Origin of the sequence: Magnetospirillum sp. (genome assembly GCA_027532905.1) — a bacterium.
GTDB lineage: Bacteria > Pseudomonadota > Alphaproteobacteria > CACIAM-22H2 > CACIAM-22H2 > Tagaea.
On record JAPZUA010000004.1, the window covers coordinates 90001 to 113809 of the forward strand.

At 65.2% G+C, this 23809-nt stretch carries 21 protein-coding genes (1 of these 21 cut by a window edge); 5 read left to right on the top strand and 16 right to left on the bottom strand.

Features of this window, described 5'->3' with window-relative positions; translation table 11 throughout:
- Nucleotides 1-2300, bottom strand: the 5' portion of a protein-coding gene (clpB, locus tag O9320_14280) for an ATP-dependent chaperone ClpB (GenBank protein ID MCZ8312008.1). The gene continues 334 nt to the left of window position 1, outside the view; only the first 2300 of its 2634 coding nucleotides appear in the window; it begins with the start codon at nucleotides 2298-2300; its stop codon lies beyond the left edge, outside the window.
- A gap of 174 nt (nucleotides 2301-2474) precedes the next feature.
- Here clpB and O9320_14285 point away from each other — a divergent pair, with 174 nt between their 5' ends.
- The gene (locus tag O9320_14285; protein MCZ8312009.1) at nucleotides 2475-3233 is read left to right on the top strand and encodes an MOSC domain-containing protein; all 759 of its coding nucleotides are present in this window, start codon (nucleotides 2475-2477) and stop codon (nucleotides 3231-3233) included.
- Here O9320_14285 and O9320_14290 read toward each other — a convergent pair whose 3' ends face one another.
- From O9320_14290 to O9320_14330, 9 genes are all read right to left on the bottom strand, one after another.
- A complete protein-coding gene (locus O9320_14290) occupies nucleotides 3234-3797 on the bottom strand; it encodes a DUF4167 domain-containing protein (protein MCZ8312010.1) in 564 nt (187 codons plus the stop codon). It abuts the gene before it with no gap.
- 195 nt (nucleotides 3798-3992) lie between these two features.
- Nucleotides 3993-4847, bottom strand: coding sequence for a peptide chain release factor N(5)-glutamine methyltransferase (gene prmC / locus O9320_14295; GenBank protein MCZ8312011.1), 855 nt, complete (start codon nucleotides 4845-4847; stop codon nucleotides 3993-3995).
- Nucleotides 4848-4862: 15 nt separating this feature from the next.
- Complete coding sequence (gene prfA, locus O9320_14300) at nucleotides 4863-5927, bottom strand: peptide chain release factor 1 (GenBank protein MCZ8312012.1); 1065 nt, start codon at nucleotides 5925-5927, stop codon at nucleotides 4863-4865.
- Complete coding sequence (gene hemA / locus O9320_14305; protein MCZ8312013.1) at nucleotides 5924-7186, bottom strand: glutamyl-tRNA reductase; 1263 nt, start codon at nucleotides 7184-7186, stop codon at nucleotides 5924-5926. The genes prfA and hemA overlap by 4 nt, the downstream gene beginning before the upstream one ends.
- A 46-nt stretch (nucleotides 7187-7232) precedes the next feature.
- The gene (ispG, locus tag O9320_14310) at nucleotides 7233-8366 is read right to left on the bottom strand and encodes a flavodoxin-dependent (E)-4-hydroxy-3-methylbut-2-enyl-diphosphate synthase (GenBank protein ID MCZ8312014.1); all 1134 of its coding nucleotides are present in this window, start codon (nucleotides 8364-8366) and stop codon (nucleotides 7233-7235) included.
- Nucleotides 8367-8428: 62 nt separating this feature from the next.
- Nucleotides 8429-9535: a DUF4115 domain-containing protein gene (locus O9320_14315; protein MCZ8312015.1), complete on the bottom strand. Its 1107-nt coding sequence runs from the start codon at nucleotides 9533-9535 to the stop codon at nucleotides 8429-8431.
- Nucleotides 9536-9660: 125 nt separating this feature from the next.
- Nucleotides 9661-11934 carry a phosphoenolpyruvate--protein phosphotransferase gene (gene ptsP / locus O9320_14320; protein ID MCZ8312016.1) on the bottom strand — a complete coding sequence of 758 codons (2274 nt, stop codon included), beginning with the start codon at nucleotides 11932-11934 and terminating at the stop codon, nucleotides 9661-9663.
- A complete protein-coding gene (locus O9320_14325; protein MCZ8312017.1) occupies nucleotides 11934-13010 on the bottom strand; it encodes a nitronate monooxygenase in 1077 nt (358 codons plus the stop codon). The genes ptsP and O9320_14325 overlap by 1 nt, the downstream gene beginning before the upstream one ends.
- Nucleotides 13007-14227: an aspartate kinase gene (locus tag O9320_14330; GenBank protein MCZ8312018.1), complete on the bottom strand. Its 1221-nt coding sequence runs from the start codon at nucleotides 14225-14227 to the stop codon at nucleotides 13007-13009. The genes O9320_14325 and O9320_14330 overlap by 4 nt, the downstream gene beginning before the upstream one ends.
- Before the next feature lie 201 nt (nucleotides 14228-14428).
- Here O9320_14330 and ubiG point away from each other — a divergent pair, with 201 nt between their 5' ends.
- On the top strand, nucleotides 14429-15181 hold the full coding sequence (ubiG, locus tag O9320_14335; protein ID MCZ8312019.1) for a bifunctional 2-polyprenyl-6-hydroxyphenol methylase/3-demethylubiquinol 3-O-methyltransferase UbiG: 753 nt from the start codon (nucleotides 14429-14431) through the stop codon (nucleotides 15179-15181).
- Nucleotides 15182-15184: 3 nt separating this feature from the next.
- Here the strand turns inward: ubiG and O9320_14340 are convergent, their stop codons facing one another.
- Nucleotides 15185-15646 (bottom strand): DUF1178 family protein, encoded by a 462-nt coding sequence (locus tag O9320_14340; protein MCZ8312020.1) that lies wholly within the window; start codon nucleotides 15644-15646, stop codon nucleotides 15185-15187.
- A gap of 38 nt (nucleotides 15647-15684) precedes the next feature.
- On the opposite strand from O9320_14340, the gene O9320_14345 reads away from it, so the two are divergent.
- On the top strand, nucleotides 15685-16224 hold the full coding sequence (locus O9320_14345; GenBank protein MCZ8312021.1) for a class I SAM-dependent methyltransferase: 540 nt from the start codon (nucleotides 15685-15687) through the stop codon (nucleotides 16222-16224).
- Here O9320_14345 and grxC read toward each other — a convergent pair.
- Both grxC and O9320_14355 read right to left on the bottom strand, forming a co-directional pair.
- Nucleotides 16221-16481: a glutaredoxin 3 gene (gene grxC / locus O9320_14350; GenBank protein ID MCZ8312022.1), complete on the bottom strand. Its 261-nt coding sequence runs from the start codon at nucleotides 16479-16481 to the stop codon at nucleotides 16221-16223. The two genes, O9320_14345 and grxC, sit on opposite strands and share 4 nt — an antisense overlap.
- Nucleotides 16482-16543: 62 nt before the next feature.
- Nucleotides 16544-17422, bottom strand: a complete 879-nt coding sequence (locus O9320_14355; protein MCZ8312023.1) for a ComF family protein — start codon at nucleotides 17420-17422, stop codon at nucleotides 16544-16546.
- Between O9320_14355 and O9320_14360 the strand changes: the two genes are divergently transcribed.
- Nucleotides 17421-18335 (top strand): methyltransferase domain-containing protein, encoded by a 915-nt coding sequence (locus O9320_14360; GenBank protein MCZ8312024.1) that lies wholly within the window; start codon nucleotides 17421-17423, stop codon nucleotides 18333-18335. The two genes, O9320_14355 and O9320_14360, sit on opposite strands and share 2 nt — an antisense overlap.
- On the opposite strand, the gene O9320_14365 is transcribed toward O9320_14360, so the two are convergent.
- The 3 genes from O9320_14365 to O9320_14375 are packed head-to-tail and all read right to left on the bottom strand — an operon-like array spanning nucleotide 18332 to nucleotide 20889.
- Entirely contained in the window at nucleotides 18332-18793 is a 462-nt protein-coding gene (locus O9320_14365) for a (deoxy)nucleoside triphosphate pyrophosphohydrolase (GenBank protein MCZ8312025.1), read from the bottom strand. The two genes, O9320_14360 and O9320_14365, sit on opposite strands and share 4 nt — an antisense overlap.
- Nucleotides 18774-20006, bottom strand: coding sequence for a bifunctional glutamate N-acetyltransferase/amino-acid acetyltransferase ArgJ (gene argJ / locus O9320_14370; protein ID MCZ8312026.1), 1233 nt, complete (start codon nucleotides 20004-20006; stop codon nucleotides 18774-18776). Before argJ ends, O9320_14365 begins: the two co-directional genes overlap by 20 nt.
- Nucleotides 20007-20037: 31 nt before the next feature.
- On the bottom strand, nucleotides 20038-20889 hold the full coding sequence (locus O9320_14375) for a peptidylprolyl isomerase (protein MCZ8312027.1): 852 nt from the start codon (nucleotides 20887-20889) through the stop codon (nucleotides 20038-20040).
- Nucleotides 20890-21084: 195 nt separating this feature from the next.
- Here O9320_14375 and secA point away from each other — a divergent pair, with 195 nt between their 5' ends.
- A complete protein-coding gene (gene secA, locus O9320_14380) occupies nucleotides 21085-23796 on the top strand; it encodes a preprotein translocase subunit SecA (GenBank protein MCZ8312028.1) in 2712 nt (903 codons plus the stop codon).
- Nucleotides 23797-23809 lie beyond the last annotated feature (13 nt).

Below are 23809 nucleotides of genomic sequence, written 5' to 3' on the forward strand. Positions count from 1 at the left end.
CGGAACAGCAAAATATCGTCGAGCCGATTGAGGAATTCGGGGCGGAACGCGCGTTGGACAACGTTCATCACGCTCGCGCGCGCGAGTTCGACATCGTCGTCCTCTTTGAGTGCTGCGATCGCGTCGCTGCCAAGATTGCTGGTCAGCACGATCAACGTATTCTTGAAATCGATCGTGCGGCCCTGCCCGTCGGTCAAACGGCCGTCGTCGAGAACCTGCAACAGGATATTGAATACGTCCGGATGCGCCTTCTCGACTTCGTCGAACAGAATCACCTGGTAGGGGCGACGGCGCACGGCTTCGGTCAACGCCCCGCCCTCGTCGTAGCCGACATAGCCGGGCGGTGCGCCGATCAGCCGCGAGACGGCGTGTTTCTCCATGTATTCGGACATGTCGATGCGCAGCAAAGCGCTGTCGTCGTTGAACAGAAATGCAGCCAACGCCTTTGTCAGCTCGGTTTTGCCCACGCCCGTCGGCCCCAGAAACAGGAACGAGCCGATCGGCCGATTGGGATCCTGGAGGCCGGCCCGCGCGCGCCGCACGGCTTCCGACACAGCGGCGACCGCTTCGCTTTGGCCAACCACGCGCGATTGCAAAGTGCTTTCCATCGACAGCAGCTTTTCGCGCTCGCCGGACAGCATTTTGTCGACCGGCACGCCGGTCCAGCGCGACACGACGGCCGCGATGTCGGCCTCGGTCACTTCTTCGTTGAGCAGGCGCGGCGTTGCGTCGGCACCCGCACTGCGCCCGCTCTCAAGCTGTTTTTCGAGGGCTGGAATGGTCGCGTATTTGAGCTCGGAGGCGCGCGCAAGATCGCCCTTGCGCTGGGCCGCCTCGAACTCGGCGCGTGCGGCTTCGAGCCGTTCTTTCACGCGCTGGCCGCCTTGCAGCGACTCTTTCTCGGAACGCCAGCGGCGCGTGAGGTCCGCAGACTGCGCCTCGAGCGTTGCCAGCTCCGTGTCGAGCTTCTGCAGCCGGTCGCGCGAAGCCGCATCGGTCTCGCGCTTCAGCGCTTCGCGCTCGATCTTGAGCTGGAGGATGCGGCGGTCGATTTCGTCGATCGATTCGGGCTTGCTGTCGACCGCCATGCGCATGCGGCTGCCCGCCTCGTCGATGAGGTCGATGGCCTTGTCGGGCAGGAAACGCTCGGAAATATAGCGATTCGAAAGTGTGGCAGCCGCGACGATGGCGCTGTCGGTGATGCGCACGCCATGGTGCGTTTCGTATTTTTCCTTGAGGCCGCGCAGGATCGAAATCGTGTCCTCGACCGTGGGCTCGGCCACAAAAACAGGTTGGAAGCGCCGCGCGAGCGCCGCATCCTTCTCGATATGCTTGCGGTATTCGTCGAGCGTGGTTGCGCCCACGCAATGCAGGTCGCCGCGCGCGAGGGCCGGCTTCAGCATGTTCGACGCATCCATGGCGCCGTCGGCTTTGCCCGCCCCCACAAGCGTGTGCAATTCGTCGATAAACAGCACAACGTCGCCCTGGGCCGATGCGATTTCGGCCAGAACGCCCTTCAGGCGCTCCTCGAATTCGCCGCGGTATTTGGCCCCCGCGATCATGGCCCCAAGATCGAGCGACAGGAGGCGCTTGTCTTTGAGCGATTCGGGCACGTCGCCATTGACGATGCGCTGGGCAAGACCCTCGACGATCGCGGTTTTGCCCACGCCCGGCTCGCCGATCAGCACCGGGTTGTTCTTGGTACGGCGCGCCAGAACCTGGATCGTGCGCCGGATCTCTTCGTCGCGGCCGATCACAGGGTCGAGTTTGCCGTCGCGCGCGGCCTGGGTGAGATCGCGCGCGTATTTCTTGAGCGCCTCGTACTGGTCTTCAGCACCCGCCGTATCGGCTTTGCGGCCCTTGCGAAGATCCTCGATCGCGCGATTGATGGCTTCCGGTGTCGCCTTGGCTTTGGCAAGCGCATCGGCGGCTGGCGTGCCCTTCTGCAGGGCGACCGCCAGCAGCAAGCGCTCGACCGTCACGAACTGGTCGCCGGATTTTTTGGCAATTACTTCGGCCTGCTCGAACACTTTGGCCAATTCGGGGGCCAAATAGATCTGGCCTGCCCCGCTGCCTTCAATCGTCGGCAATTTGGCCAGCGCAGCATCGTTTTCGGCCGACGCAACGGCGACGTTGCCGCCGGCGGCGGCAACGAGCCCGGCTGCAAGCCCTTCGGGATCGTCGAGCAAGGCTTTCAGGAGGTGTTCGGGCGTTACGCGCTGGTGCGTGCTGCGCTGGGCCAGGGTTTGCGTGTTCTGCAGGAAACCCTTGGCGCGGTCGGTGTATTTGTTCAAATCCATGGTCGCGGCGTCCTTCTGAAAGGTCCCCCATCGCGGGCGGACAGGCGTGCCGGGGACCTCAAGCGAGCATCCCCAAAAACCATATGGCGAGTAAAAACCGTGCCGCAAGTGCGGCTTCCCACCGCAGGCCGCCGAATCGGTTGACGTCGGAAAACCCCCATGTAGGCTAGCGCCATGGGTTTTTCCGTCGATCAAATCTACCGCTATCCGGTCAAGGGGCTGAGCCCCGAAAAGCTTGCGCGAACCGCCGTCGTTGCGGGCCAAGGCATTGCAGGCGATAGGCGATTTGCGATTGCGCACGGCTCGACCGCGTTCGATGCTGAGGCGCCCGCCTGGATGCCCAAGCACAATTTTCTGATGCTCGCCAAGAACGAGCGTCTGGCGCTGTTGCGAACCGTTTTCGACGACGCGACCGGAACGCTCACCATCGAGCGCAACGGCCGCCAGGTCGTGCGCGCCGATATTTCGACGCAAACCGGCCGCACGCTGGTCGAACAGTTTTTTGCGGCCTTCATGGGATCGGAGTCGCGCGGCAGCCCGAAACTGGTCGAGGCCCCCGGCCATATGTTCTCGGACACGGCGCGCAAGGTCGTGTCGCTGATAGGCCTTGCGAGCATTGCCGACATCGAGCGCGTGGCGCGCGCGCCCGTCGATCCGCTGCGCTTTCGCGCCAATCTCTATATCGCGGGAACGCGCGCCTGGGAGGAGTTCGACTGGCTCGGGCGCGAGATCGTCGTCGGCCAAGCGCGGCTGCGCGTGCTCGACCGCATCGACCGCTGCCCTGCCACGAGTGTGAATCCTGCAACCGCGCAGCGGGACATGAACGTGCCCCGCCTGCTGCAGGACGGATTCCGCCACATCGATTGCGGCGTGTTTGCCGAAATCGTCGCCGGCGGCGAAATCGCCCCCGGCGACGAAGTTACGCTTGTCTGATTAGCCGCGGCCTTCGTCGGGCGGATTGCCCATGAAGGACGGGACGGGACCTGCCGCCTGCATGTCGCCTTGCGGCGGCTGCGGCTGGTTCGTGTGCACCACCACCGGTCCCGGCATTGTGGGCTGCGGCCCAACGCCCGGCAACTCGCCCGTAGGCGCCGTGGGCGTGCCGTTGCCCGCGTTCGGATCGCCCGTATAGGCCGCCTGCTGCTGCAGCCCGCCCTGCGGACGCTGCGGCGGATAGGGCTCCTGGTTGGCATTGATCAGACGGAAATAATGTTCGGCGTGCTGATAGAAATTTTCAGCCGCAATGCGGTCGCCGCTGGCCGAGGCATCGCGCGCCAGGGCGAGATACTTTTCGAGCACCTGATAGGCATTGCCGCGGATGCGCACATCCGGCCCGTTCGAGTCGAACGTCTGGGCGCGGAACGGCACGTTCGAGCGATTGCCCCCACCACCGCCGCCGCCCCCACCACCACCACCACCACCACCGCCCCCACCGCCGCCGCCCCCTCCGCCGCGATAATTGTTGCTGTGCCCGCCGCGATTGCGCTGCCGTTTCATCGTCGTTCCTCGTGTTGTGGCGAAAACTTCGGCATGTCGGGCAGCATTGCCCGCATGCGCGATTTCATTCTGGGATGGGACGACGAGGAGGGGCGCTGAAGGCCGCGATCCCGGTCGCGCGGCGCCCTTAAATCTCAAGGGCCGCCGCTGGTTCGAAAACGAACCTGCAGCCCGGAAACTAGACCCCTGCCCCCTTCAATCCAAGCGGTTTTTTTCGGCCACCACGCAGCGCTCGATGCCAGCCAAATCGCGATAAAGCCGGATCGGCGCCAGGCCTGCCTTGGCGCACAGAGCGGCCACATCGGCTGCCTGCCCTTGTCCGACCTCGAAAAAAACGCGTGCGCCCGGCGCCATCACACGCGGCAGATCGGCGAGGATCGCGCGGTAGCACATCAAGCCGTCCGGGCCGCCGTCGAGCGCTTCGATCGGTTCGAAATCGCGCACTTCGAGGCCCAACCCGTCGATATCGCTTGCCCGGATGTAAGGCGGATTGGCGAGGACGAGATTGAAACTGGCACGCAAAGCACTGGTCCAATTGGCACAGACGAACGACGCGCGCGATGCGAGCCCCAGCGACACCGCATTGGCGGCGGCAATTTCGAGCGCTTCGGCACTCGCATCGATGCCGAGCCCGCGCGCCAAACGCCGCTCGGACAAAAACGCCAGCAACAGGCACCCCGAGCCCGTCCCCAGATCGAGCACGCGGCCCGTCCAGTCGCGGCCTTCGGCAAATTCGAGGGCGGCCGACACAAGCGTCTCGCTGTCGGGGCGCGGCACGAGCGTGGCGCTCGAGACCTTGAAATCGAGGCTCCAGAACTCCTTGCGCCCGACGAGATAGGCCGAGGGTGCCCCCAACACGCGCGCTTCGGCTAGCGCATAGGCGTAGGCGCACGCCTCCGGGTCGATCGGCGTGTCGGGATAGGCGATCATCGCCTCGAGCCCCAAGCCGCTTGCCGTCATGGCGATAAGGCGCGCTTCGAGCCGCGGATTGTCGATTTCGGCAGTTGCCATCGTCCGCGTGAGATCGCGCATCAGTACATCGAGCCGCATGGAACCCATCGGCTTTTACCCGAGCTCGGCGAGCTTGGCGGCACGATCCTCCGCGATCAGCGCGTCGACGAAGCGGTCGAGCTCGCCTTCCATGACCTTGTCGATCTCGTAGATCGTGAGATTGATGCGATGGTCGCTCACGCGGCCTTGCGGAAAATTGTAGGTGCGGATGCGCTCCGAGCGGTCGCCCGAGCCGACCTGGCCTTTGCGGTCGGCGGCGCGAAGTGCATCGGTGCGCGCACGCTCGGCCTCGTAGATGCGCGCGCGCAGAATCTTCATCGCCTTGGCTTTGTTCTTGTGCTGCGATTTTTCGTCCTGCTGCTGCACCACGATGCCGGTCGGCATGTGCGTGATGCGCACCGCGCTGTCGGTCGTGTTGACCGACTGGCCGCCGGGGCCGCTCGATCGGAAGATGTCGATGCGCAGATCCTTTTCTTCGATCTGCACGTCCACCTCTTCGGCCTCGGGCAGCACCGCGACGGTCGCGGTCGATGTGTGGATGCGCCCGCTTGCTTCCGTTTGCGGCACGCGCTGGACCCGATGCACGCCCGATTCGAACTTGAGCCGCGCGAACACGCCTGCACCCGAAATATTGGCCGTCGCGTCGCGATAGCCGCCGAGGCCCGTTTCGCCGATTTCCATGACCTCGAAGCGCCAGCCGCGCAATTGCGCGTAGCGCTGATACATGCGGAAAAGCTGGGACGCGAACAAGGCGGCCTCGTCGCCGCCGGTCCCTGCGCGCACTTCGAGAATGGCGTTCTTCTCGTCGGCCGCGTCCTTGGGCAGCAGCATCGCCTGCAGATCGCGCTCCATCTCGGGCAGGCGCGCCTTCAGCACGAAAAACTCCTGCTCGGCCATTGCGCGCATTTCGGCGTCGTCGCCGCTGCGCAAGGCTTCGAGCTCGAGCATTTCGGCTTTGGCTTTGGCCAGCGTTTCGATCGACGCGACCACGGGGCCAAGATCGGAATATTCCTTGGAAAGCTTGGCGAGGCTTTTGGAATCGGCTGTGCCGCTGGACAGGATGTCGCCCAGTTCGCGATAGCGGAAAACGACTTTGTCGAGACTAGCGTCGAAACTCACTTCTTGTTCTCCGGTTTGTCGAGGCCGAAAGCGCGGGCAATCAGCGCTTCGTCCTCAAGGCTGGCGGGCGTGCCGTCGGCGGCAAGTTCGCGCAGCAGGGCGGTCGGCGCATGCAGCAGGCGATGGACGAGAAGCTCGGTCGCGCGCGCCGGATCGTCGGGCTTTTCAGCCAGCACGCGCAAGCGCTCGCTTTCGAAATGCCGGCGCAATGCCACGATGGTGCCCGACGCCTCGCGCACGGCAAGGGCGCGCTGGAACGCCGCAAGCTCTGCATCGACGATCGCGACCGCCTCGCCGAAGGCCGCTTCGCGCGCATCGCGGCCTTTGAGGGCAAGGCCCTCAAGATCGTCGATACCGTAGCGATAGGCACCGTCGATCTTTTCGACCTCGCGCGCCACGTCTTCCGGCACGCCCAAATCGAGAAACAGGATCGGCCGCCGCCTGCGCTTGCGCAAGGCGGCAAGCGTGGCCGCACCGTCGATCGCAATACGCCCGGTGCCGAGAGCGGTGACCACAAGATCGGCCCCCACAAGCGCCTCGCCGATCTGGTCGAGCGGCACGTGATGCGCCTCCAAGCGGCGCGCAAGCTCGCCTGCGCGCGCTGCCGCCGGTGCTGCGACCGCCAATTGCTTGAGCCCGCTGCGGCGGAAATGCTCGACCAGCAATTCGCCCATCTCGCCAAGCCCCAGCAGGAGCCCTGCACATTGCTTGAGATCGCCGTGCACGTCGCGCGCGACGGCCGCCGCAGCGGCGGCAAGCGACACGGGCCGTTCGCCGATCGCGGTTTCGCTGCGCACGCGTTTGGCCGCCGAATAGGCATGTGCGAGTGCGGCTTCGAGTTCGGCACCCACGAGGCCCATCTCGCGCGACAGCGCGTGCGCGGCTTTGAGTTGGCCCAGCACCTGCGGTTCGCCGATCACCTGGCTGTCGAGCGAGCAAGCCACGGCAAACACATGCCGAAGCGCATCGGCATCCGCGTGCGCGTAAAGTTCGCGCCCCGGCGCATGGCCCAAGCGATCGGCGAAGGTCTGACGCACGATGTCGGCTGCCGCATTGGGATCGTCGTGTGCGAACTGCACTTCCACGCGGTCGCAGGTCGAGATCAGCACGGCTTGGCCGAGGCCCATGCGTCGCAATTCGGCTAGAACACCGCGCAATTCGCCGTCCGGCACGAACAACGCGTCGCGCGTGGCTGCAGAACTCGAACGGTGATTGGCGCCCACGACGCCCAGCCGGGCGCGTGCCGCACGCGTCTCCATCGCTGGGGGCCTCGCTACAAAAAAGCCGGCGGCGGGGCGGGGTCCGTCATTCGGCGGCTTTCTCGCCCGCAGCAGTCTCGGCCGCTTGGGCAAGAAGTTCGGCCGCGCGCTTTTCGACCATCTGCGCCAGATGCTCGACGATGTCGCCGTCTTTGAGGCGGTGGTCTTGTTGGCCCGCCACGTAGACCATGTGCGTCCCGTTGCCCCCGCCGGTGAAGCCGATATCGGTCTCGCGCGCTTCGCCGGGGCCGTTGACCACGCAGCCGATTACCGACAGCGTCATCGGCACGGTGATGGCGCTCAAACGCTCCTCAAGCCGCTCGACGGTCTTGATCACGTCGAATTGCTGGCGTGCGCAGGACGGGCACGCAATGACCGTGACGCCGCGCCGGCGCAGGCCCAGCGCCTTCAACATGTCGTAGCCGACTTTGACTTCCTCGACCGGATCGGCCGACAGCGACACGCGGATCGTGTCGCCGATCCCGGCCCACAGCAACGAGCCCAAGCCGATCGCCGACTTGACCGTGCCCATGCGCAGCGCACCCGCCTCGGTGATGCCAAGATGCAAAGGATAGTCGCACGCCTCGGCGAGCTGCTGATAGGCCGCTACGGCCAGGAACACGTCCGAGGCTTTGCAGCTGATCTTGAATTCGCGGAAATCTTCGTCTTCGAGATATTTGGCGTGGTTGAGCGCACTCTCGACCATCGCTTCGGGGCACGGCTCGCCGTATTTGTCGAGCAATTCGCGCTCGAGCGAGCCCGCATTGACGCCGATACGAATCGAGCAGCCGTAATCCTTGGCCGCCTTCACGACCTCGCGCACGCGTTCCTTCGAGCCGATATTGCCGGGATTGATGCGCAAGCACGCCGCCCCGGCCTTGGCTGATTCGATGGCGCGTTTGTAGTGGAAATGGATGTCCGCCACGATCGGCACGCTGACCTGCGGGATGATCTTGGCAAGGCCCGCGGTCGACTCTTCGTCGGGGCACGAGACACGCACGATGTCGGCCCCTGCCGCTTCGGCAGCCCGGATCTGTGCGACCGTTGCATCGACGTCGGAGGTCAGCGTGTTGGTCATCGTCTGCACGGTGATCGGCGCGTCGCCGCCGACCGGCACTTTGCCGACCATGATCTGGCGGCATTTGCGACGAAGGATCTGGCGATAGGGGCGGATGCTCATGGCAGGTTTGCTCGCATTGGCGGCGGAGGCGCGTTCAGGCCTCTCTTATAACCCAACCAAGGTCACCCAGGCGAGCCGTCCGACACGGGGTCCGAAGCAGGGGCCGGGGCGGGCGCCAAAGCAGGGGCTGCCGACGGCGGCGGGGCAACAGGGCGCGGCGGCTCGGGCGGGGCGGCCGTACCGGCCACGAGGCGCACAGGATCGAGCGGCACGCTGCGCTGGACGAAGCCCACGCGGCCGATCGCCGGCACCAATCGCCCATCGACGCGAATATCGAGGCCGCCGGCATTGCCGGTCCACAGAGCGAGGCCCTCGCGGTCGGGTGCGTTGTAGCTCTCGCCAGCGCGCAAGATGCGCGAGAACACGATGTTGCCCGCAGCGTCGCGAATTTGCGTCCAGCTGTCCGACGTCGCGCGAATGACAATGCGGCCTTCCTGCAGCTCGCCGAAGCTGCGCGGGCCCTCGGCCGCCGGAGCCGGTGCTGCCGATGCCGGCGCGGCAGACGGCGGCAAAGCCGCGAGTTGTGTGGCCGGAGCGGCCGGGGTCGGCACGAAAGCGGCGGGCGGCAGCGGTGCTGGCGCTTCGAGCACCGGCGACGGGATGGGCTGCGGGAGCGCGCCCGCGCGCGCTTCGCTCGACGACAAGCCGTTGCTGCGCGGCGGCAGCGGCTCGGGTGCCGGCACGCGGGCGGCGAGCGTTTCGGGCACGGCCGTCACGCGCTGAGCAGGCGTGCGATTGTCGAGCGTATGATAGTACCAGCCGCCGTAAGAGAGCACGGCCGCGAGCAGAGCGCTGGCGACCACGAGCGAGCCCGGCAGCCGCGTTTCGTTGATCGGCGTGGGGAACGAAAGTTCGGCGCGCTCTTCCAGGCCGCTCGTCTCGGCACGAAAACGGCGCACGAGTTCGGTGCTGTCGAGTTCGAGGAAATCGGCATACGCGCGCACGAAGCCCGCGGCATAAGCACCGCGCGGCAGATCCTGATGGCGCCCGGTTTCGATCGCATCGAGCATCAAGCGACGGATCTTGAGTTGGCGCGCGATATCGACGATCTGCCAGCCGCGCCGTTCGCGCTCGGCACGCAGCAATTCGCCCACGCTGGCGTTTGCACGAGGTGCCCGCACCGAGGTGTTGCGCAATTGCGCGGTCGGATCGTTGCTATCGCTCGACAAGCGGACTTTCCCAACGGAAGGCCGAACATTTTTCGGCCTGGACAACCAATTTCCACCGTCTTTGTAGCAAAACGCCGGAAAACGGGCAACTCCTTGCCGCACTGCGAAAAAGCGGATTTACCCCCTCAAACGGGGATATTGTGGTCGCGCGCGAAATCCTGCAGCTTTTTGCGCACCGAATGATCTGCAAGGCGGCACAACTCTTCGAGATATTTTGCCAAAGGCGGCAAATCGAGGCTGCGCACCATCGCTTTGACCGCCCCGATCGCCGGAAACGGCATCGACAGGCGTCGGAAACCCACACCGATCAGCGCCATTGCCTCGAGCGGGCGGCCGCCCATGTCGCCGCACAAAGACAGCGGCACGTTGGCGGCGTCGCACTCGGCCGCGATCGCGCGAAAGAAGCGCAACACCGGCGGCGAGAGCGCGTCGTAGCGCCCGGCCATTTCCGGATTGCCGCGGTCGCAGGCGAAAAAGAACTGCAACAGATCGTTCGAGCCGATCGACAGAAAATCGGCGCGCTTCAGAAGTTGCGGCAGCTGCCAGTAGAGCGACGGCACCTCCATCATCGTGCCGATGTGGATAGGATCGGGCAGACTGCGGCCGCGTTTGCGCTCGCGCGCGATTTCGATCTGGACGAGTTCCTTGGCCGCATCGAACTCGGCTACGTCTGCGACCATTGGAAACATGAGGTCGAGCCTGCGCCCGGCCGCCGCGCGCAAAAGCCCGCGTACTTGCTCGCGCAAAATCGCCGGCCGCTCGAGCGTGAGGCGCACGGCGCGCAAGCCCATCGCCGGATTTTCCTGCGGCGTGTTTTCCATGTAGGGCAAAAGTTTGTCGCCGCCGATATCGAGCGTGCGAAACACGACCGGGCGCCCCTGCGCGCGGTCGAGGATGCGCCGGTAAAGATCGGTCTGCTCGACCACGTCGGGCATCGACGTGCGGATCATGAACGGAATTTCGGTGCGGTAGAGCCCCACGCCGTCGGCCCCGCTCTCGGCGAGATTGTCGATGTCGATGACAAGACCCGCATTCATGTTCAGCGAGATCGGCGTGCCGTCTTTGGTGACGGCGGGCAGCTTGCGGATCGCGGCATAGCCTTGACGTAGCGCTTCGCGCTGGCGAATCGCTGCGGAAAACGTCTCGCGCACGTCGTCGCTGGGGCGCAAGATCGCTTGGCCGAAGCCGCCGTCGACGACAATCGTATCGCCCGCCTCGACGCGCGCGACGAGATCGGAGAGGCGCCCGACCATCGGCAGGTCGAGCGCGTGTGCGATAATCGCCACATGCGCCGTGGGCGACCCTTCTTCGAGCACCACGCCTTTGAGTTTGCGCCTGTCGTATTCGAGGAGTTCGGCCGGGCCTAAGGAACGCGCCACCAGCACCGTGTCGTCGGGCAGGTCGGCCGCGTCCGCCGCCGTGCGGTCGCCGGTGAGATGGCGTAACAGCCGATTGGCGAGATCGTCGAAATCGGCGATGCGCTCGCGCAAGTACGGATCGGGGATCTGCACCATGCGCGCGCGGTTGTCTTCCTGCACCTTCTGCACGGCAGCTTCGGCCGTGAGGCCGGTCTCGATCGCCTCGCTGATGCGCTGAAGCCAGCCGCGGTCTTCGGCGAACATGCGGTATGTTTCGAGGATCTCCCACCGCTCGTCGCCTTCGGACAGGCCCGAAGTCTGGAAAATGCGGTCGATATCGACGCGCATGCCGCTCATCGCTTCGCGCAGGCGGCGCGCTTCGGCCTGCGGGTCGTCGGCCACCATCTGGCGCACCGACACGCGCGGCTGATGCAGAACGGCCGTACCGATGGCAATGCCTTCGTTGAGCGGCAGACCTTCGATGCGGTCGCTGGTCCCCGCCCCGGCATCGTCCACGCGCAGCATTTCGGCCGGACCGATGAGTTCGCCGCCCGCCACAAGCTCGGCCAGCACCATCGCCACCGTTTGCAGCGCTTCGGCTTCTTCGTCGGTGTATTCGCGGTAGGTGCGGTTCTGCAGCACGAGCACGCCCAAGGTGCGGCCCGCGCGCAGGATCGGCACGCCCATCAGCGAATGGTAGATTTCTTCGCCCGTTTCGGGGCGATACGCGAAATTTGGATGCGACTGCGCGTCGGCCAGCGCCAATGTGCGCGCAGTCTGCGCGATTTCGCCGACGAGGCCCTCGCCCACGCGCAGGCGCGTTTTGTGGACGGCGTCCGGATTGAGGCCTTCGGTCGCGAACAGCTCGAGCACTTGACCCGCGCGCATCACATAGACCGAGCAGACTTCGGCGATAAGGTCGGCGGCGATGATCTTGACGATGCGGTCGAGGCGCTGTTGGGCCGTACCGGCCGCCGCCATCATGTCGCGCAGACGCTTGAGCAGGCGGCGCGTCGCACCGGGCCCGAGCGTCGCCTGCATTACGCGGCTCCGGCTTCGGCGCTGGCTACGGCGGCGTCGCGCGCGCGTGCGGCAAGCGCCGCCAGCGCCTGGCCGACGAGCTCGGCGATGATCGCTTCCGTCGGCTGGGCTTGCGTGACCAGCCCGACCGACTGGCCGGCCATCAGCGAGCCGTTCTCGATATCGCCGTCGACAGCGGCCCGGCGCAAAGCACCGGCCCAGAAATGCTCGATTTCGAGCTGGGCTGCCTTCATGTCGAGCTCGCCGCGGTCGACCTTGTCGATCACGGTGCGCTGTGTGGCCATGAAAGCGGCGGTCGCTTTGTTGGCAAGGGCACGCACCGGGATCACAGGGAAGCGCGGATCGAGCTGCACGGACGGAACCGCGTCGCGCGCCGAAGCGCGGATGAAGGCCTTCTTGAAATCGGGGTGTGCGACGCACTCGTCCGCGCACACGAAGCGCGTGCCGAGCTGCACGCCGGCGGCTCCCATTTCGAGGAACGACAGAATCGCTTCGCCGCGACCGATACCGCCGGCCACGAACACCGGCACGTCGCGGATGGCGGGCAGGATCTCCTGGGCAAGCACAGCCGTCGAGACCGCACCGATATGCCCGCCTGCTTCCATGCCCTCGATCACGAGCGCGTCGATGCCCGAGCGCACGAGTTTTTTGCCGATCACCAAAGCAGGCGCAAAGCCGATGATCTTGGCACCGCCGTCTTTGAGGATCTTGATGATCTCGGCCGTCGGCATGCCGCCGGCGAGCACCACATGCCCGACCTTGGCTGCAACGCACACGCGCGCAAGCTCGGCGAGCTGCGGATGCATGACGATCAGATTGACGCCGAAGGGCCGGTCGGTAAGTTTTCTCGTCGCCGCGATTTCGGCCTCAAGCAACGCTGGCGGCATCGAGCCGCAAGCCAGCACGCCGAAACCACCCGCATTCGAAATGGCCGCGACCAGGTTGCGCTCCGACACCCAGGTCATCGCACCGCCCATGATGGCCACTTTCGTGCCCAAGAATGCGTTGCCGCGCGCCCATAGCCGGTCGAGCTGGCGCCGGGCTGCGATCTCGGCGGCGGGCGGCATTTCGGTCATGCCGCGTCGAGCCCGTAAGCGGTGTGGAGTGCCCGCAGCGCAAGCTCCAGATACTCGGCGCCAATCAGCACGGAGATCTTGATCTCCGACGTCGAGATGACCTGGATGTTGATGCCCTTCTCGGCGAGCGTGCGGAACATCGCGAGTGCGACACCGGCATGGCTGCGCATGCCGACGCCGATCACGGACACTTTGACGACGTTGGGATCCGGCTTGAGCTCGGCATAGCCAAGGCTTGCCTTCTGCTCGCCCAGCAGCTTCACGCAGCGGTCGAGATCGGCCTTGCCGACCGTGAAGGTGAGGTCGGTCGCCTTGCGGTCGTCCGAGATGTTCTGGACGATCATGTCGACATTGATGGCCGCATCGGCGAGCGGCCCGAAAATGGCAGCAGCAACGCCCGGCCGGTCGGCGACTTTGGTCAAAGTGACTTTCGCCTCGTCCCGGCTATAGGCGATCCCACTCACAACTTGCTTTTCCACGATCTCTTCCTCATCGACGACCAGCGTGCCGGGCTTGTCCTCGAAGCTCGAGAGGACCTGCACGCGCACGCGATGGTTCATGGCTAGCTCGACCGACCGCGTCTGCAGCACCTTGGCGCCGAGCGAAGCCATTTCGAGCATTTCTTCGTAGGTGATTTTGTCGAGCTTGCGCGCCTTTGGCACGATGCGCGGATCGCACGTGTAGACGCCATCGACGTCGGTGTAGATGTCGCAGCGCGCGGCCTTGAGCGCGGCCGCCAGCGCCACGGCCGAAGTGTCTGAACCGCCGCGCCCGAGCGTGGTCACGCGCGCGCCCTCGGCCACACCCTGGAAGCCCGCCACGACCGCGACTTCGCCCGCCGCAAGAGCGGCCGACAGACCGTCGGTATCGATACCTTCGATGCGCGCTTTGGAGTGCGTGGCATCGGTGCGCAGCGGAATTTGCCAGCCCTGCCAGGAGCGCGCCTTGAGGCCCATCTCCTGCAGCGTAAGCGCCATGAGGCCGCTTGTGACCTGCTCGCCCGTTGCAACGACCGCATCGTATTCGCGTGGGTCGTAGAATTTCGAGATCTCGTTGACCCAGGCCACGAGCTGGTTGGTCACACCCGACATCGCGGAGACGACGACGGCCACCTCGTGCCCGGCCTCGACCGCGCGTTTGACGTGCACAGCCGCGTTGCGGATGCGCTCGATGTTTGCAACCGAAGTGCCGCCGAATTTGAGAACCAAACGTGCCATTGCGCAGATCCAAACCGATTCGAAGAAAGCCCTTTCCGCTCAGAGACTTGGGAAAGGTGCAGCGGAACCGCTCTTGCCCCGACCGCGACTGCGCCTTATCTAAAGGTTTGCGGGTCCCAGGGCAAGTCGTTGCCCACGCGTCCGTTTGCCCGTTTCAAGGAGTGCGCGCGTTTGACCGAATCCCCTGCGGTGGCCCCTGTCCTGGTCCCTCCCGATGCGGCGGCCGGCAGCTCGGTCGATCCCGCGGAAATCGCGCGTTTTGCCGCGATGGCCGACGAATGGTGGGATCCCACCGGGAAATTCAAACCGCTGCACAAATTCAACCCGGTGCGCTTAGCCTATATCCGCGACCGGCTGGCCCAACATTTCGGCCGCGATCCCTTGTCGGCCAAGCCGCTTGCGGGTTTGCGTCTGCTCGATATCGGATGCGGCGGCGGACTCGTCGCCGAACCGATGGCGCGGCTCGGCGCCAATGTGGTGGCCATCGACGCCTCGGCCAAAAACATCGGCATCGCGTCCAACCATGCCGAGCGCATGGGGCTTGCGATCGACTATCGCCATACCACCGCCGAAGACCTCGTCGCGGCCGGCGAAAAATTCGACGCCGTGCTGTCGCTCGAAGTGGTCGAGCACGTCGCCGACGTCGCAGGCTTCTTGGGCAGCTGCGGCACGCTCGTGCGTTCGGGCGGCGCGATGGTTGTTGCAACGCTCAATCGCACGCCCAAAGCGTTCCTGCTCGCGATCGTGGGGGCGGAATATGTGCTGCGCTGGCTGCCGCGCGGTACGCATGAATGGTCCAAATTCGTGCGCCCTGGCGAGATGAGCGACGCGTTGCGAGCACCGGGCCTCGCCGTCACGCACCTTACGGGCGTTGCCTACAACCCGATCCTCGACGTCTGGCGCCTGTCGCGCGACCTCGACGTCAACTACATGGCCTTCGCGGTTAAAGCCTAAGCTTTACGCGTTTTTGTCGGGCAGCCACGGAACGGGAGCAAACTCCACGCCCTCGTCGGCGAGTTCTTGCGCCTCCTCGGCGGTCGTGCGGCCGTAGATGTTGCGCTGCTCGGCCTCGCCGTAATGGATCTTGCGCGCCTCTTCGGCGAATTTGTCGCCCACCGGATCGAAATTCGTCTCGATATGCTGGCGCAATTGCGCCAATTGGCGATGCAATTCGGCAGCCTTCTCCGTTGCCGGACTCGCGGCCACAGCCACCGGCGACGCTGAAATCTCCGCCGTCTTCTTCCGGCTTTTTTTGGTACCGGCAAGGCGCGGCGCCATCAGCGCCTTTTCGACCTTCGCCGAGCCGCAATAGGGGCACGTCACCAGGCCGCGTTTTGCCTGGCGCACGTAAGCCGCACTGTCTTTGAACCAGCTTTCGAAGACGTGTTTCTTCGCGCATTGCAGATCGAACAGTATCATGCGCTATATTTGGGGCTACCCTCCGCCAAAGGCAAGACATGCAAGAGCCCCCGCGTTCCGGCCACGCGCATCTGTCCGAACCCTCTTCCTGGATCGTTGCGCATGCGGGGCTGATCCCCGCAGGCGGAACGGTGCTCGACGTTGCGGCCGGCGGCGGACGGCACGCCAAATTCTTTGCCGATCGCGGCCATCGCGTGACCGCAATCGACCGCGATATCGGCGCCCTAATCGCCCTTGCCGGCATCGATGCCCAGCGCGCCGACCTTGAAGACGACCAGCCCTGGCCGCTGCCGGGGCGGCAATTTGCCGGCGTGGTGGTAACGAACTATCTCCACCGACCGCTGTTTGGGGCGCTCGCCGCGAGCGTCGCACCGGGCGGAGCTTTGATCTACGAGACGTTCGCGCGCGGCAACGGCCAGTACGGCAAGCCCGACAATCCGGATTTTCTGCTGAACGACAACGAACTTCTGAACGCGTTCACGCCGCATTTGCGCGTCGTTGCCTATATGCACGGCTATATCGACAGCCCGCGCCCCGCACTCGTGCAGCGCATCGCGGCCGTGCGCGATCGGATCTAGGCCGCTTTCAGCAGCGGATCGAGCTTGCCGGCGGCATCGAGCGCGTAGAGATCGTCGCAGCCGCCGACATGTTTGTCGTCGATGAAAATCTGCGGCACCGATGTGCGCCCGCCCGCGCGCGCTTCCATGCCGGGCCGCAAACTCGTGTCGGCCAATACGTCGTATTCGACGAAGGCAACGCCTTTGCGCTCGAGAAGGCTTTTGGCGCGCGCGCAATACCCGCAGAAAGGACTCGTGTAGATCTCGACTTTCGACATCGCCCGAACTCGCGAAAGGGGGAACCGATTGGGAAAGATTAGCACCCTTGCGGCCGCGCCCGCTAGACCCGGCCCTCGCCGGGCCGCACCACGCGCGCCAGTGTCAAAGTGCGGATTTCGGCGGCCCCGGCGCGGCGCAAGGCGCGCGCGCATTCGCCGAGTGTAGCCCCCGTCGTCAGCACGTCGTCGACCAGCACCACGATCTTGCCGCGCACGCGGGCACGATGGCGCGGCGACAAAGCAAATGCACGGCGCACATTGCGCAAGCGTTCGCCGCGACCGAGCAGGCCTTGCGCGCGCGTGCGGCGCTGACGGCGCAAGAGATCGGGTACGCTGGCAATGCCCGCAACACGCGCCAGCGCGTTGGCGAGCAGGGCCGATTGGTTGAAACGCCGGAAGGCAAGCCGCGTCCAGTGCAGCGGGACCGGCGCGATCAGATCGGCACCGTCGAGCACATCGCGGCCCGCGCGCGCAAGCCAGCGTGCAAAGGCAGGGGCCGCGTGCGTGCGGTCCGCGTTCTTGAAAGCCAAGATAAGCCCGCGGCTCGCTGCATCGTAGCGCAGCACGGCGCGCGCTTTGCCGAAGGGCGGGGGTGCGGACAGGCACGCCCCGCAAGCCAAACCCGTGCGGCCCAGGAACCCAGGGTCGTAGTCGAACGGCAAGCCGCAGGTCTCGCAGTAGGGCCGATCGATCCAGGCGAATTGCGACCAGCACGCGGCACACAAGGCACCAGGCTCGGCCACCACGGCTTGGCAATTGAGGCACAGCGGCGGAACCACCGCATCGAGAGCCGCCCGGGTCCCGTGCGCAAACAGCGCCTGCATGCGGTCGAGGATTTTCAAAGCCAAAGATCGCAGCACGCGCGCGACCGCAAAGTCAATATGCAGATGCGCGCATGTTCGGTTTCGCAACGCCGCGAAACGCGCTACCAATTCCGACATGGGCGCCCAGATTCCTCCGCAGGTCTTCGACCGGCACATCGTTCGCCGCCATCGCGAACGTGCGGCGCGCCATTTTGCCGACCACGATTTTCTGTTTCGCGAAGCGGGCGAACGTTTGGCCGAACGGCTCGACGATCTCAACCGCGTGTTTCCGCGCGTGCTCGATCTGGGTGCCCGCACTGGTTTTCTTGCTCCGCTCCTCGCCAAGCGGCCCGGCACGCAGACGATCGTGCAATGCGACATGTCGGCGCGAATGATGCGCGCGGCGCGCGCGCGCGCCTGCACCGAAACGAAGGGCGTGCACAGTGCGGTGTGCGTGGCCGACGAAGAGTTCCTGCCTTTCGCGCCCGGCAGTTTCGATCTGGTCGTGAGCTGCCTGTCGCTGCATTGGACGAACGATCTGCCGGGAGCGCTCCTGCAGATCCGCCATGTGCTGAAGCCCGACGGCCTATTCTTGTGCGCGATGCTCGGCGGCGACACGCTGAGCGAATTGCGGCGCGCGCTGATCGAAGCCGAAGTCGCCGAGACCGGCGGGGCGGGTCCACGCGTTTCGCCGTTCGCCGATTTGCGCGACGCGGGCGCCCTGCTGCAGCGGGCGGGCTTTGCCTTGCCCGTGGCCGACGCCGACACGCTGACGGTCTCCTACGAAAACGCACTCGATCTGATGCGCGATCTGCGCGGCATGGGCGAGGCCAACGCAGTCGCCGAGCGGCGCAAGGATTTCACGCGCCGCTCGACGCTGCTGCGCGCGGCCGCCATCTACGAAGACATGTTCGCTGAAGAAGGCCGCATGCCCGCGACCTTCCAAATCCTCAATCTCACAGCCTGGGCGCCGCACGAATCGCAGCAGAAGCCGCTGCGCCCTGGCTCGGCCGCCAATCGTCTCGCCGATGCCGTCGGCAAAGACGGCTAAAGCAGATCGCGCAGCATCGCCACCAGCGGCACGTCCGCCGGCGGCATGGGATAGTCCGACATTTTGAGCGGCCGCACCCAGGCGAGTTCCTGCCCCTCGCGGGGCACGGGCGTGCCTTTCCAATTGCGCGCGGCGAAGAGCGGCATCAGCAGATGGAAATCGGGATAGCGGTGCGAGGCGAAGGTCAAAGGTGCGAGGCACGCATGCGCAAGATCGAGCCCGAGCTCTTCTTTGAGTTCGCGGATGAGGGCCGCTTCCGGCGTTTCGCCCGGCCCCACTTTGCCGCCCGGAAACTCCCACAAGCCCGCCATCGCCTTGCCGGGCGGGCGACGGGCGAGCAGCACGCGCCCGTCGGCATCGATCAGAGCGGCCGCAACGACGAGCAATACGCGCGCAGGCGCCGCCAGCAACGCCGACAGACGCGGATCGTCGCAGCCTTCAGCTTCTGTAGCTGCCATTGATGTCGATATAGGCGTGGGTGAGATCGCAGGTCCACACGCGCGACTTGCCGCGCCCGATGCCGATATCGACCGCTATACGGATGTCGCGGCCCTGCATATGGGCCGTCACCGGGGTTTCGTCGTAGCCCGCGACCGGTGCGCCGTTGCGCGTGATCGTGGTACCGCCGATCGACACTTTGAGGCGGTCGCGATCGGCCTTTTCGCCGCTTTTGCCGACCGCCATCACGATGCGACCCCAATTGGCGTCGGCCGCCGCGATCGCGGTTTTGACGAGCGGCGAATTGCCGATCGCCATTGCGATGTTGCGCGCGGCAGCGTCGCTCGCGGCCCCCGTCACGTCGATCTGTATAAGTTTCTGGGCACCCTCGCCGTCTTTTGCGATCTGGATCGCAAGATCGAGGCACACCGCATCGAGCGCCTTTTTGAAAGCCTTGCACGCCGGATCGGACGCACGCGCGATCGGCTTGTTGCCGGCAGCCCCGGTTGCGAACACGAGCAGCGTGTCGGAGGTCGAGGTGTCGCTGTCGACCGTCACGGCATTGAAGCTATTGTGTGTGGCGTCTTTGAGCAGCGTGCGCAGCACGGAAGGCGACACAGCCGCATCGGTGAACACGAAGGCCAGCATCGTCGCCATGCTGGGCGCGATCATGCCGCTGCCCTTGGCAATGCCCGCGACCGTAACGGTCTTGCCGCCGATGCGAACCTTGGCGACCGCCCCCTTGGGGAACGTGTCGGTTGTCATGATGGCTTTGGCGGCTTCGAGGAAACCCGCCTGCCCCAGGCTTGTTGCCGCACGGGCGGCCGTACCCGCAATCTTGGCGCCGTCCGGCACTTGGCCGATCACGCCGGTCGAGGCCAGCAGAATGTCGGTGGGCTTGCAACCGAGGGCCTGCGCCGTCGCCTTCGCGGTTTGCAGGCACACGGCCGCACCGGCCTTGCCGGTAAACACGTTCGAATTGCCGGCATTGACGACGAGCCCGGTAGCACGGCCCCCGCCGATCAGCTTGCGGCACCAATCGACCGGAGCGCCCGGCATTTTGTTCGTCGTGAACACGCCGGCGGCGGTCGTGCCGGGTGCGAACGCAGCGAGCAGCAGATCGTCGCGGCCTTTGTAGCGCGTCCTCGTCAGTGCGGTCGCAAAGCGCACGCCGGCAACCGGGCCGATTTCGGGAAATTCGGCGGGTGCCAGCGGCGAAACGGCGTGGGCCATCGATGCTTCTCTTGCGATTGGAGGCGCGCGCTCAGGGCGCTTTGGGCAGCGGCTTGCCGTCGAGGCCGAAGCGTTCGACCTTGGCTTTCTTGACGAGGCCTTCGACGTAGCCCGTCATGATCTCCTGCGACATGTCGCTTGCGAGCTTTTCGCGCAGTTCGTCGAAGGATTCGGGCACCACGCGGCGTTCTTCGACGCGGATCACGTGCCAGCCGAACTGGCTGCGCACCGGCGCTTTCGTGGTCTCGCCCGCTTTCAGTGCGGAAGCCGCCGTCCAGAATTCCGGCACCATGTCGTCCTTGCCGAAGAAGCCCAGATCGCCGCCCGACTGCTTGCCGGCCGGATCGACCGAGCGGTCGCTTGCGATCTTCGCAAAATCACCGCCGCGGCCAAGCTCGGCGATGATCCCTTGGGCGGCCTGTTCGTTGGCGACCAGAATATGGCGCGCGCGGATCTCGTCGCGGCCGGGGTTTTCCTTCTGGTACTCGGCAAAGCGCGCCTGCAGGGCCGCGTCGTTGAGGCGGCTTTCGAGCATGCGGTTTAAAACGGTTTCCTGCATCACGCGCTCTTCGAACTGCGCTAGACGTGCTTTGACCTCGGGGTCGTTCTGCAGATTGGCGCGACGCCCTTCGGCGGCGATGAGCTTCTGCGAGACGAGCCGGTCGACGATGGGCTCGAGCAGCGCTTCGATCGGCACTTGCTGGAACTGCGGCGGCAAGGCGCGCTGGAAAGCCAGCACCTCCGAACGCCGAATTGCCTGCCCGTCGACGCGGGCCACGACGGGATCGTCCGCCGCCGGGCGCGGGGTTTGCGCTTGTGCGGAAACGTCTGCGAATGCCGCAAACGCGCAAAATGCCAAAACAAGGGCTGAAAAACGGAGCATCGGACAACATCCTTTCCAAAAATCGCGGGCACTTTGGCACAAAAAACCGGACGGAAACAAGGCCGGAACGGGTAACCCGCACCACCCCGGCCGCTCAATTGACATGCCCCGCCATTCGCCCTATCTGTCCTGGGCCTCGACACCCGAATGGGCCGCCCATCGGCGATCTTGCATTCACGCGAAGGACCTTTCCGCATGTTCGGCGCCATCGCCCGCGCGCTTTTCGGCTCGTCAAACGAGCGCATCCTCAAAGGGATGTACAAAACGGTCGCCGCCATCAACGCCAAGGAAGCGGAAGTCCAAGCCCTCGACGATGCGGCCCTCGCCGCGCGCACGCCGTGGCTGCGCGAGCGCCTGGCCAAGGGCGAAACGCTCGACGACGTGCTGGTCGACGCGTTCGCCACCGTGCGCGAAGCGGCCAAGCGCGTACTCGGCCAGCGCCATTTCGACGTCCAGCTTCTGGGCGGCATGGTGCTGCACAAGGGCATGATCGCCGAAATGAAGACCGGCGAAGGCAAAACCCTTGTCGCCACGCTTGCAGGCTATCTCAACGCGCTGCCGGGGACCGGCGTGCACGTGGTCACGGTCAACGACTATCTCGCCAAGCGCGACGCCGAATGGATGGGTCGCGTCTACCGGTTTTTGGGCATGCGCGTGGGCTCCATCGTGCACGGCCTCACCGACGTCGAGCGGCGCGAAAACTACGCATGCGACGTGACGTACGGCACGAACAACGAATTCGGCTTCGACTATCTGCGCGACAACATGAAATACCGGCTCGACCATATGAGCCAGCGCCCGTTCAATTTCGCGATCGTCGACGAAGTCGACTCGATCCTGATCGACGAAGCGCGCACGCCGCTTATCATTTCGGGGCCGACGGACGATTCCTCCGAGCTCTATCTCGCCGTCGACAAGCTGATGCCGAGCCTTGTGCCCGGCGACTTCGAGAAGGACGAAAAGGCGCGCGCGGTCTCGCTGACCGAGGCGGGTGCGGAGAAGATCGAACAGCTGCTGACCGAATCGGGTCTGCTCAAAGGCGGCTCGCTCTACGACATCGCGAATGTGAGCCTTGTCCACCACGCCAACCAGGCGCTGCGCGCGCACAAGCTCTTCGCGCGCGACGTGGATTACATCGTTAAGGACGACAAGGTCATCATCATCGACGAGTTCACGGGTCGCATGATGGAAGGCCGGCGCTATTCGGAAGGCCTGCACCAAGCGCTCGAAGCCAAAGAAGGTGTCCGCGTCCAGCAGGAAAACCAGACGCTCGCCTCGATCACCTTCCAGAACTATTTCCGCATGTACCCGAAACTGTCGGGCATGACGGGTACGGCGATGACCGAAGCTTCGGAGTTCGGCGAGATCTACAAGCTCGAAGTCGTCGAAATCCCGACCAACCAGCCGGTCAAGCGCATCGACGCCGACGACGAGGTGTATCGCACCGCGCGCGAGAAGGCTTCGGCCATCGTCGATCTCATCGACGAAGCGCGCAAGCGCAACCAGCCGGTCCTCGTCGGCACGGTCAGCATCGAAAAATCCGAAGCGCTGTCCGCCGAACTGCAGAAGCGAAACGTGCCCCACCAGGTGCTCAACGCGCGCTACCACGAGCAGGAAGCCGCCATCATTGCGCAGGCCGGCCGGCCCGGCGCGGTCACGATCGCAACGAACATGGCCGGCCGAGGCACCGACATCCAGCTCGGCGGCAATCTCGACATGCGCATTCGCCTCGAGCTTGGCGACGTGCCCGAAGGCGCGGCGCGCGAGGCGCGTATCGTCGAAATCCGCGCCGAGATCGAAACCGCGCGCCAAGCCGTGCTTGCGGCGGGCGGGCTCTACGTGGTTGGCACAGAGCGCCACGAAAGCCGGCGCATCGACAACCAGCTGCGCGGCCGCTCCGGCCGCCAGGGCGATCCGGGCGCTTCCAAATTCTTCCTGTCGCTCGACGACGATCTCATGCGCATTTTCGGTTCCGAGCGCATGGACGGCATGCTGCAGAAGCTCGGCCTCAAGGAAGGCGAAGCGATCGTCCACAGCTGGATCAACAAGGCGCTCGAGAAGGCGCAGCAGAAGGTCGAAGCGCGCAACTTCGAAATCCGCAAGCAGCTGCTCAAATACGACGACGTGATGAACGACCAGCGGAAGGTCGTGTACGAGCAGCGCCGCGACATCATGCGCCAGGACGACGTCGCCGACCAGATCGTCGACATGCGACGCGAAACGCTCGAAGCGCTGATGGCGCGCTGCATCCCGTCCAACGCCTACCACGAGCAATGGAACACGGGCCTGCTGCACGAGGAAGTGCGCCGCATCTTCGGCCTCGACCTGCCGGTCGCGGATTGGGCCAAGGAAGAAGGCATCGCCGAGGAGGAAATCTCCGAGCGCATCTCCGACGCGGTCGAGCGCAAGATGGCCGAGAAGACCGCCAATATCGGCCCCGACATCATGCGTCAGGTCGAAAAGAGCCTGCTGCTGCAGGAACTCGACCATGCCTGGAAAGAGCATCTGCTGACGCTCGACCATCTGCGCCAGGGCATCAATCTGCGCGCCTACGGCCAGCGCGATCCGCTCAACGAATACAAGCGCGAAGCCTTCGAACTGTTCGAGACGATGCTCGCCGACCTGCGCGAGCGCATCACGCTGCTGCTCGCCTTCGTGCAGATCCGCATGGACGCGCCCCCGACCGGCGACTTCCTGCCGAACGAGCCCGATCCCGCGCGCATGCAGGCACAGCATCCGCCGACGGGCCAGGCCTTCGAGGCCGGCACGCCGCCCTCGCCGACCAAGGCAGCACGCGCGGCGCGCGTCGATACCGCCGATCCGGCGACGTGGGGTGCGACACCCCGCAACGCTTCGTGCCCGTGCGGCTCGGGCAAAAAATACAAGCACTGCCACGGGCGCGTCTGACGCAAGCACGCCG

Excerpts from the sequence above, each read along its gene's own strand:
- O9320_14285 (MCZ8312009.1), top strand. The coding sequence starts at position 2,475 with ATGGGTTTTTCCGTCGATCAAATCTACCGCTATCCGGTCAAGGGGCTG.
- O9320_14290 (MCZ8312010.1), bottom strand. The coding sequence starts at position 3,797 with ATGAAACGGCAGCGCAATCGCGGCGGGCACAGCAACAATTATCGCGGC.
- prmC (MCZ8312011.1), bottom strand. The coding sequence starts at position 4,847 with ATGCGGCTCGATGTACTGATGCGCGATCTCACGCGGACGATGGCAACT.
- hemA (MCZ8312013.1), bottom strand. The coding sequence starts at position 7,186 with ATGGAGACGCGTGCGGCACGCGCCCGGCTGGGCGTCGTGGGCGCCAAT.
- ispG (MCZ8312014.1), bottom strand. The coding sequence starts at position 8,366 with ATGAGCATCCGCCCCTATCGCCAGATCCTTCGTCGCAAATGCCGCCAG.
- ptsP (MCZ8312016.1), bottom strand. The coding sequence starts at position 11,934 with ATGCAGGCGACGCTCGGGCCCGGTGCGACGCGCCGCCTGCTCAAGCGT.
- O9320_14325 (MCZ8312017.1), bottom strand. The coding sequence starts at position 13,010 with ATGACCGAAATGCCGCCCGCCGCCGAGATCGCAGCCCGGCGCCAGCTC.
- O9320_14330 (MCZ8312018.1), bottom strand. The coding sequence starts at position 14,227 with ATGGCACGTTTGGTTCTCAAATTCGGCGGCACTTCGGTTGCAAACATC.
- O9320_14340 (MCZ8312020.1), bottom strand. The coding sequence starts at position 15,646 with ATGATACTGTTCGATCTGCAATGCGCGAAGAAACACGTCTTCGAAAGC.
- O9320_14345 (MCZ8312021.1), top strand. The coding sequence starts at position 15,685 with ATGCAAGAGCCCCCGCGTTCCGGCCACGCGCATCTGTCCGAACCCTCT.
- grxC (MCZ8312022.1), bottom strand. The coding sequence starts at position 16,481 with ATGTCGAAAGTCGAGATCTACACGAGTCCTTTCTGCGGGTATTGCGCG.
- O9320_14360 (MCZ8312024.1), top strand. The coding sequence starts at position 17,421 with ATGGGCGCCCAGATTCCTCCGCAGGTCTTCGACCGGCACATCGTTCGC.
- O9320_14355 (MCZ8312023.1), bottom strand. The coding sequence starts at position 17,422 with ATGTCGGAATTGGTAGCGCGTTTCGCGGCGTTGCGAAACCGAACATGC.
- O9320_14365 (MCZ8312025.1), bottom strand. The coding sequence starts at position 18,793 with ATGGCAGCTACAGAAGCTGAAGGCTGCGACGATCCGCGTCTGTCGGCG.
- argJ (MCZ8312026.1), bottom strand. The coding sequence starts at position 20,006 with ATGGCCCACGCCGTTTCGCCGCTGGCACCCGCCGAATTTCCCGAAATC.
- O9320_14375 (MCZ8312027.1), bottom strand. The coding sequence starts at position 20,889 with ATGCTCCGTTTTTCAGCCCTTGTTTTGGCATTTTGCGCGTTTGCGGCA.
- secA (MCZ8312028.1), top strand. The coding sequence starts at position 21,085 with ATGTTCGGCGCCATCGCCCGCGCGCTTTTCGGCTCGTCAAACGAGCGC.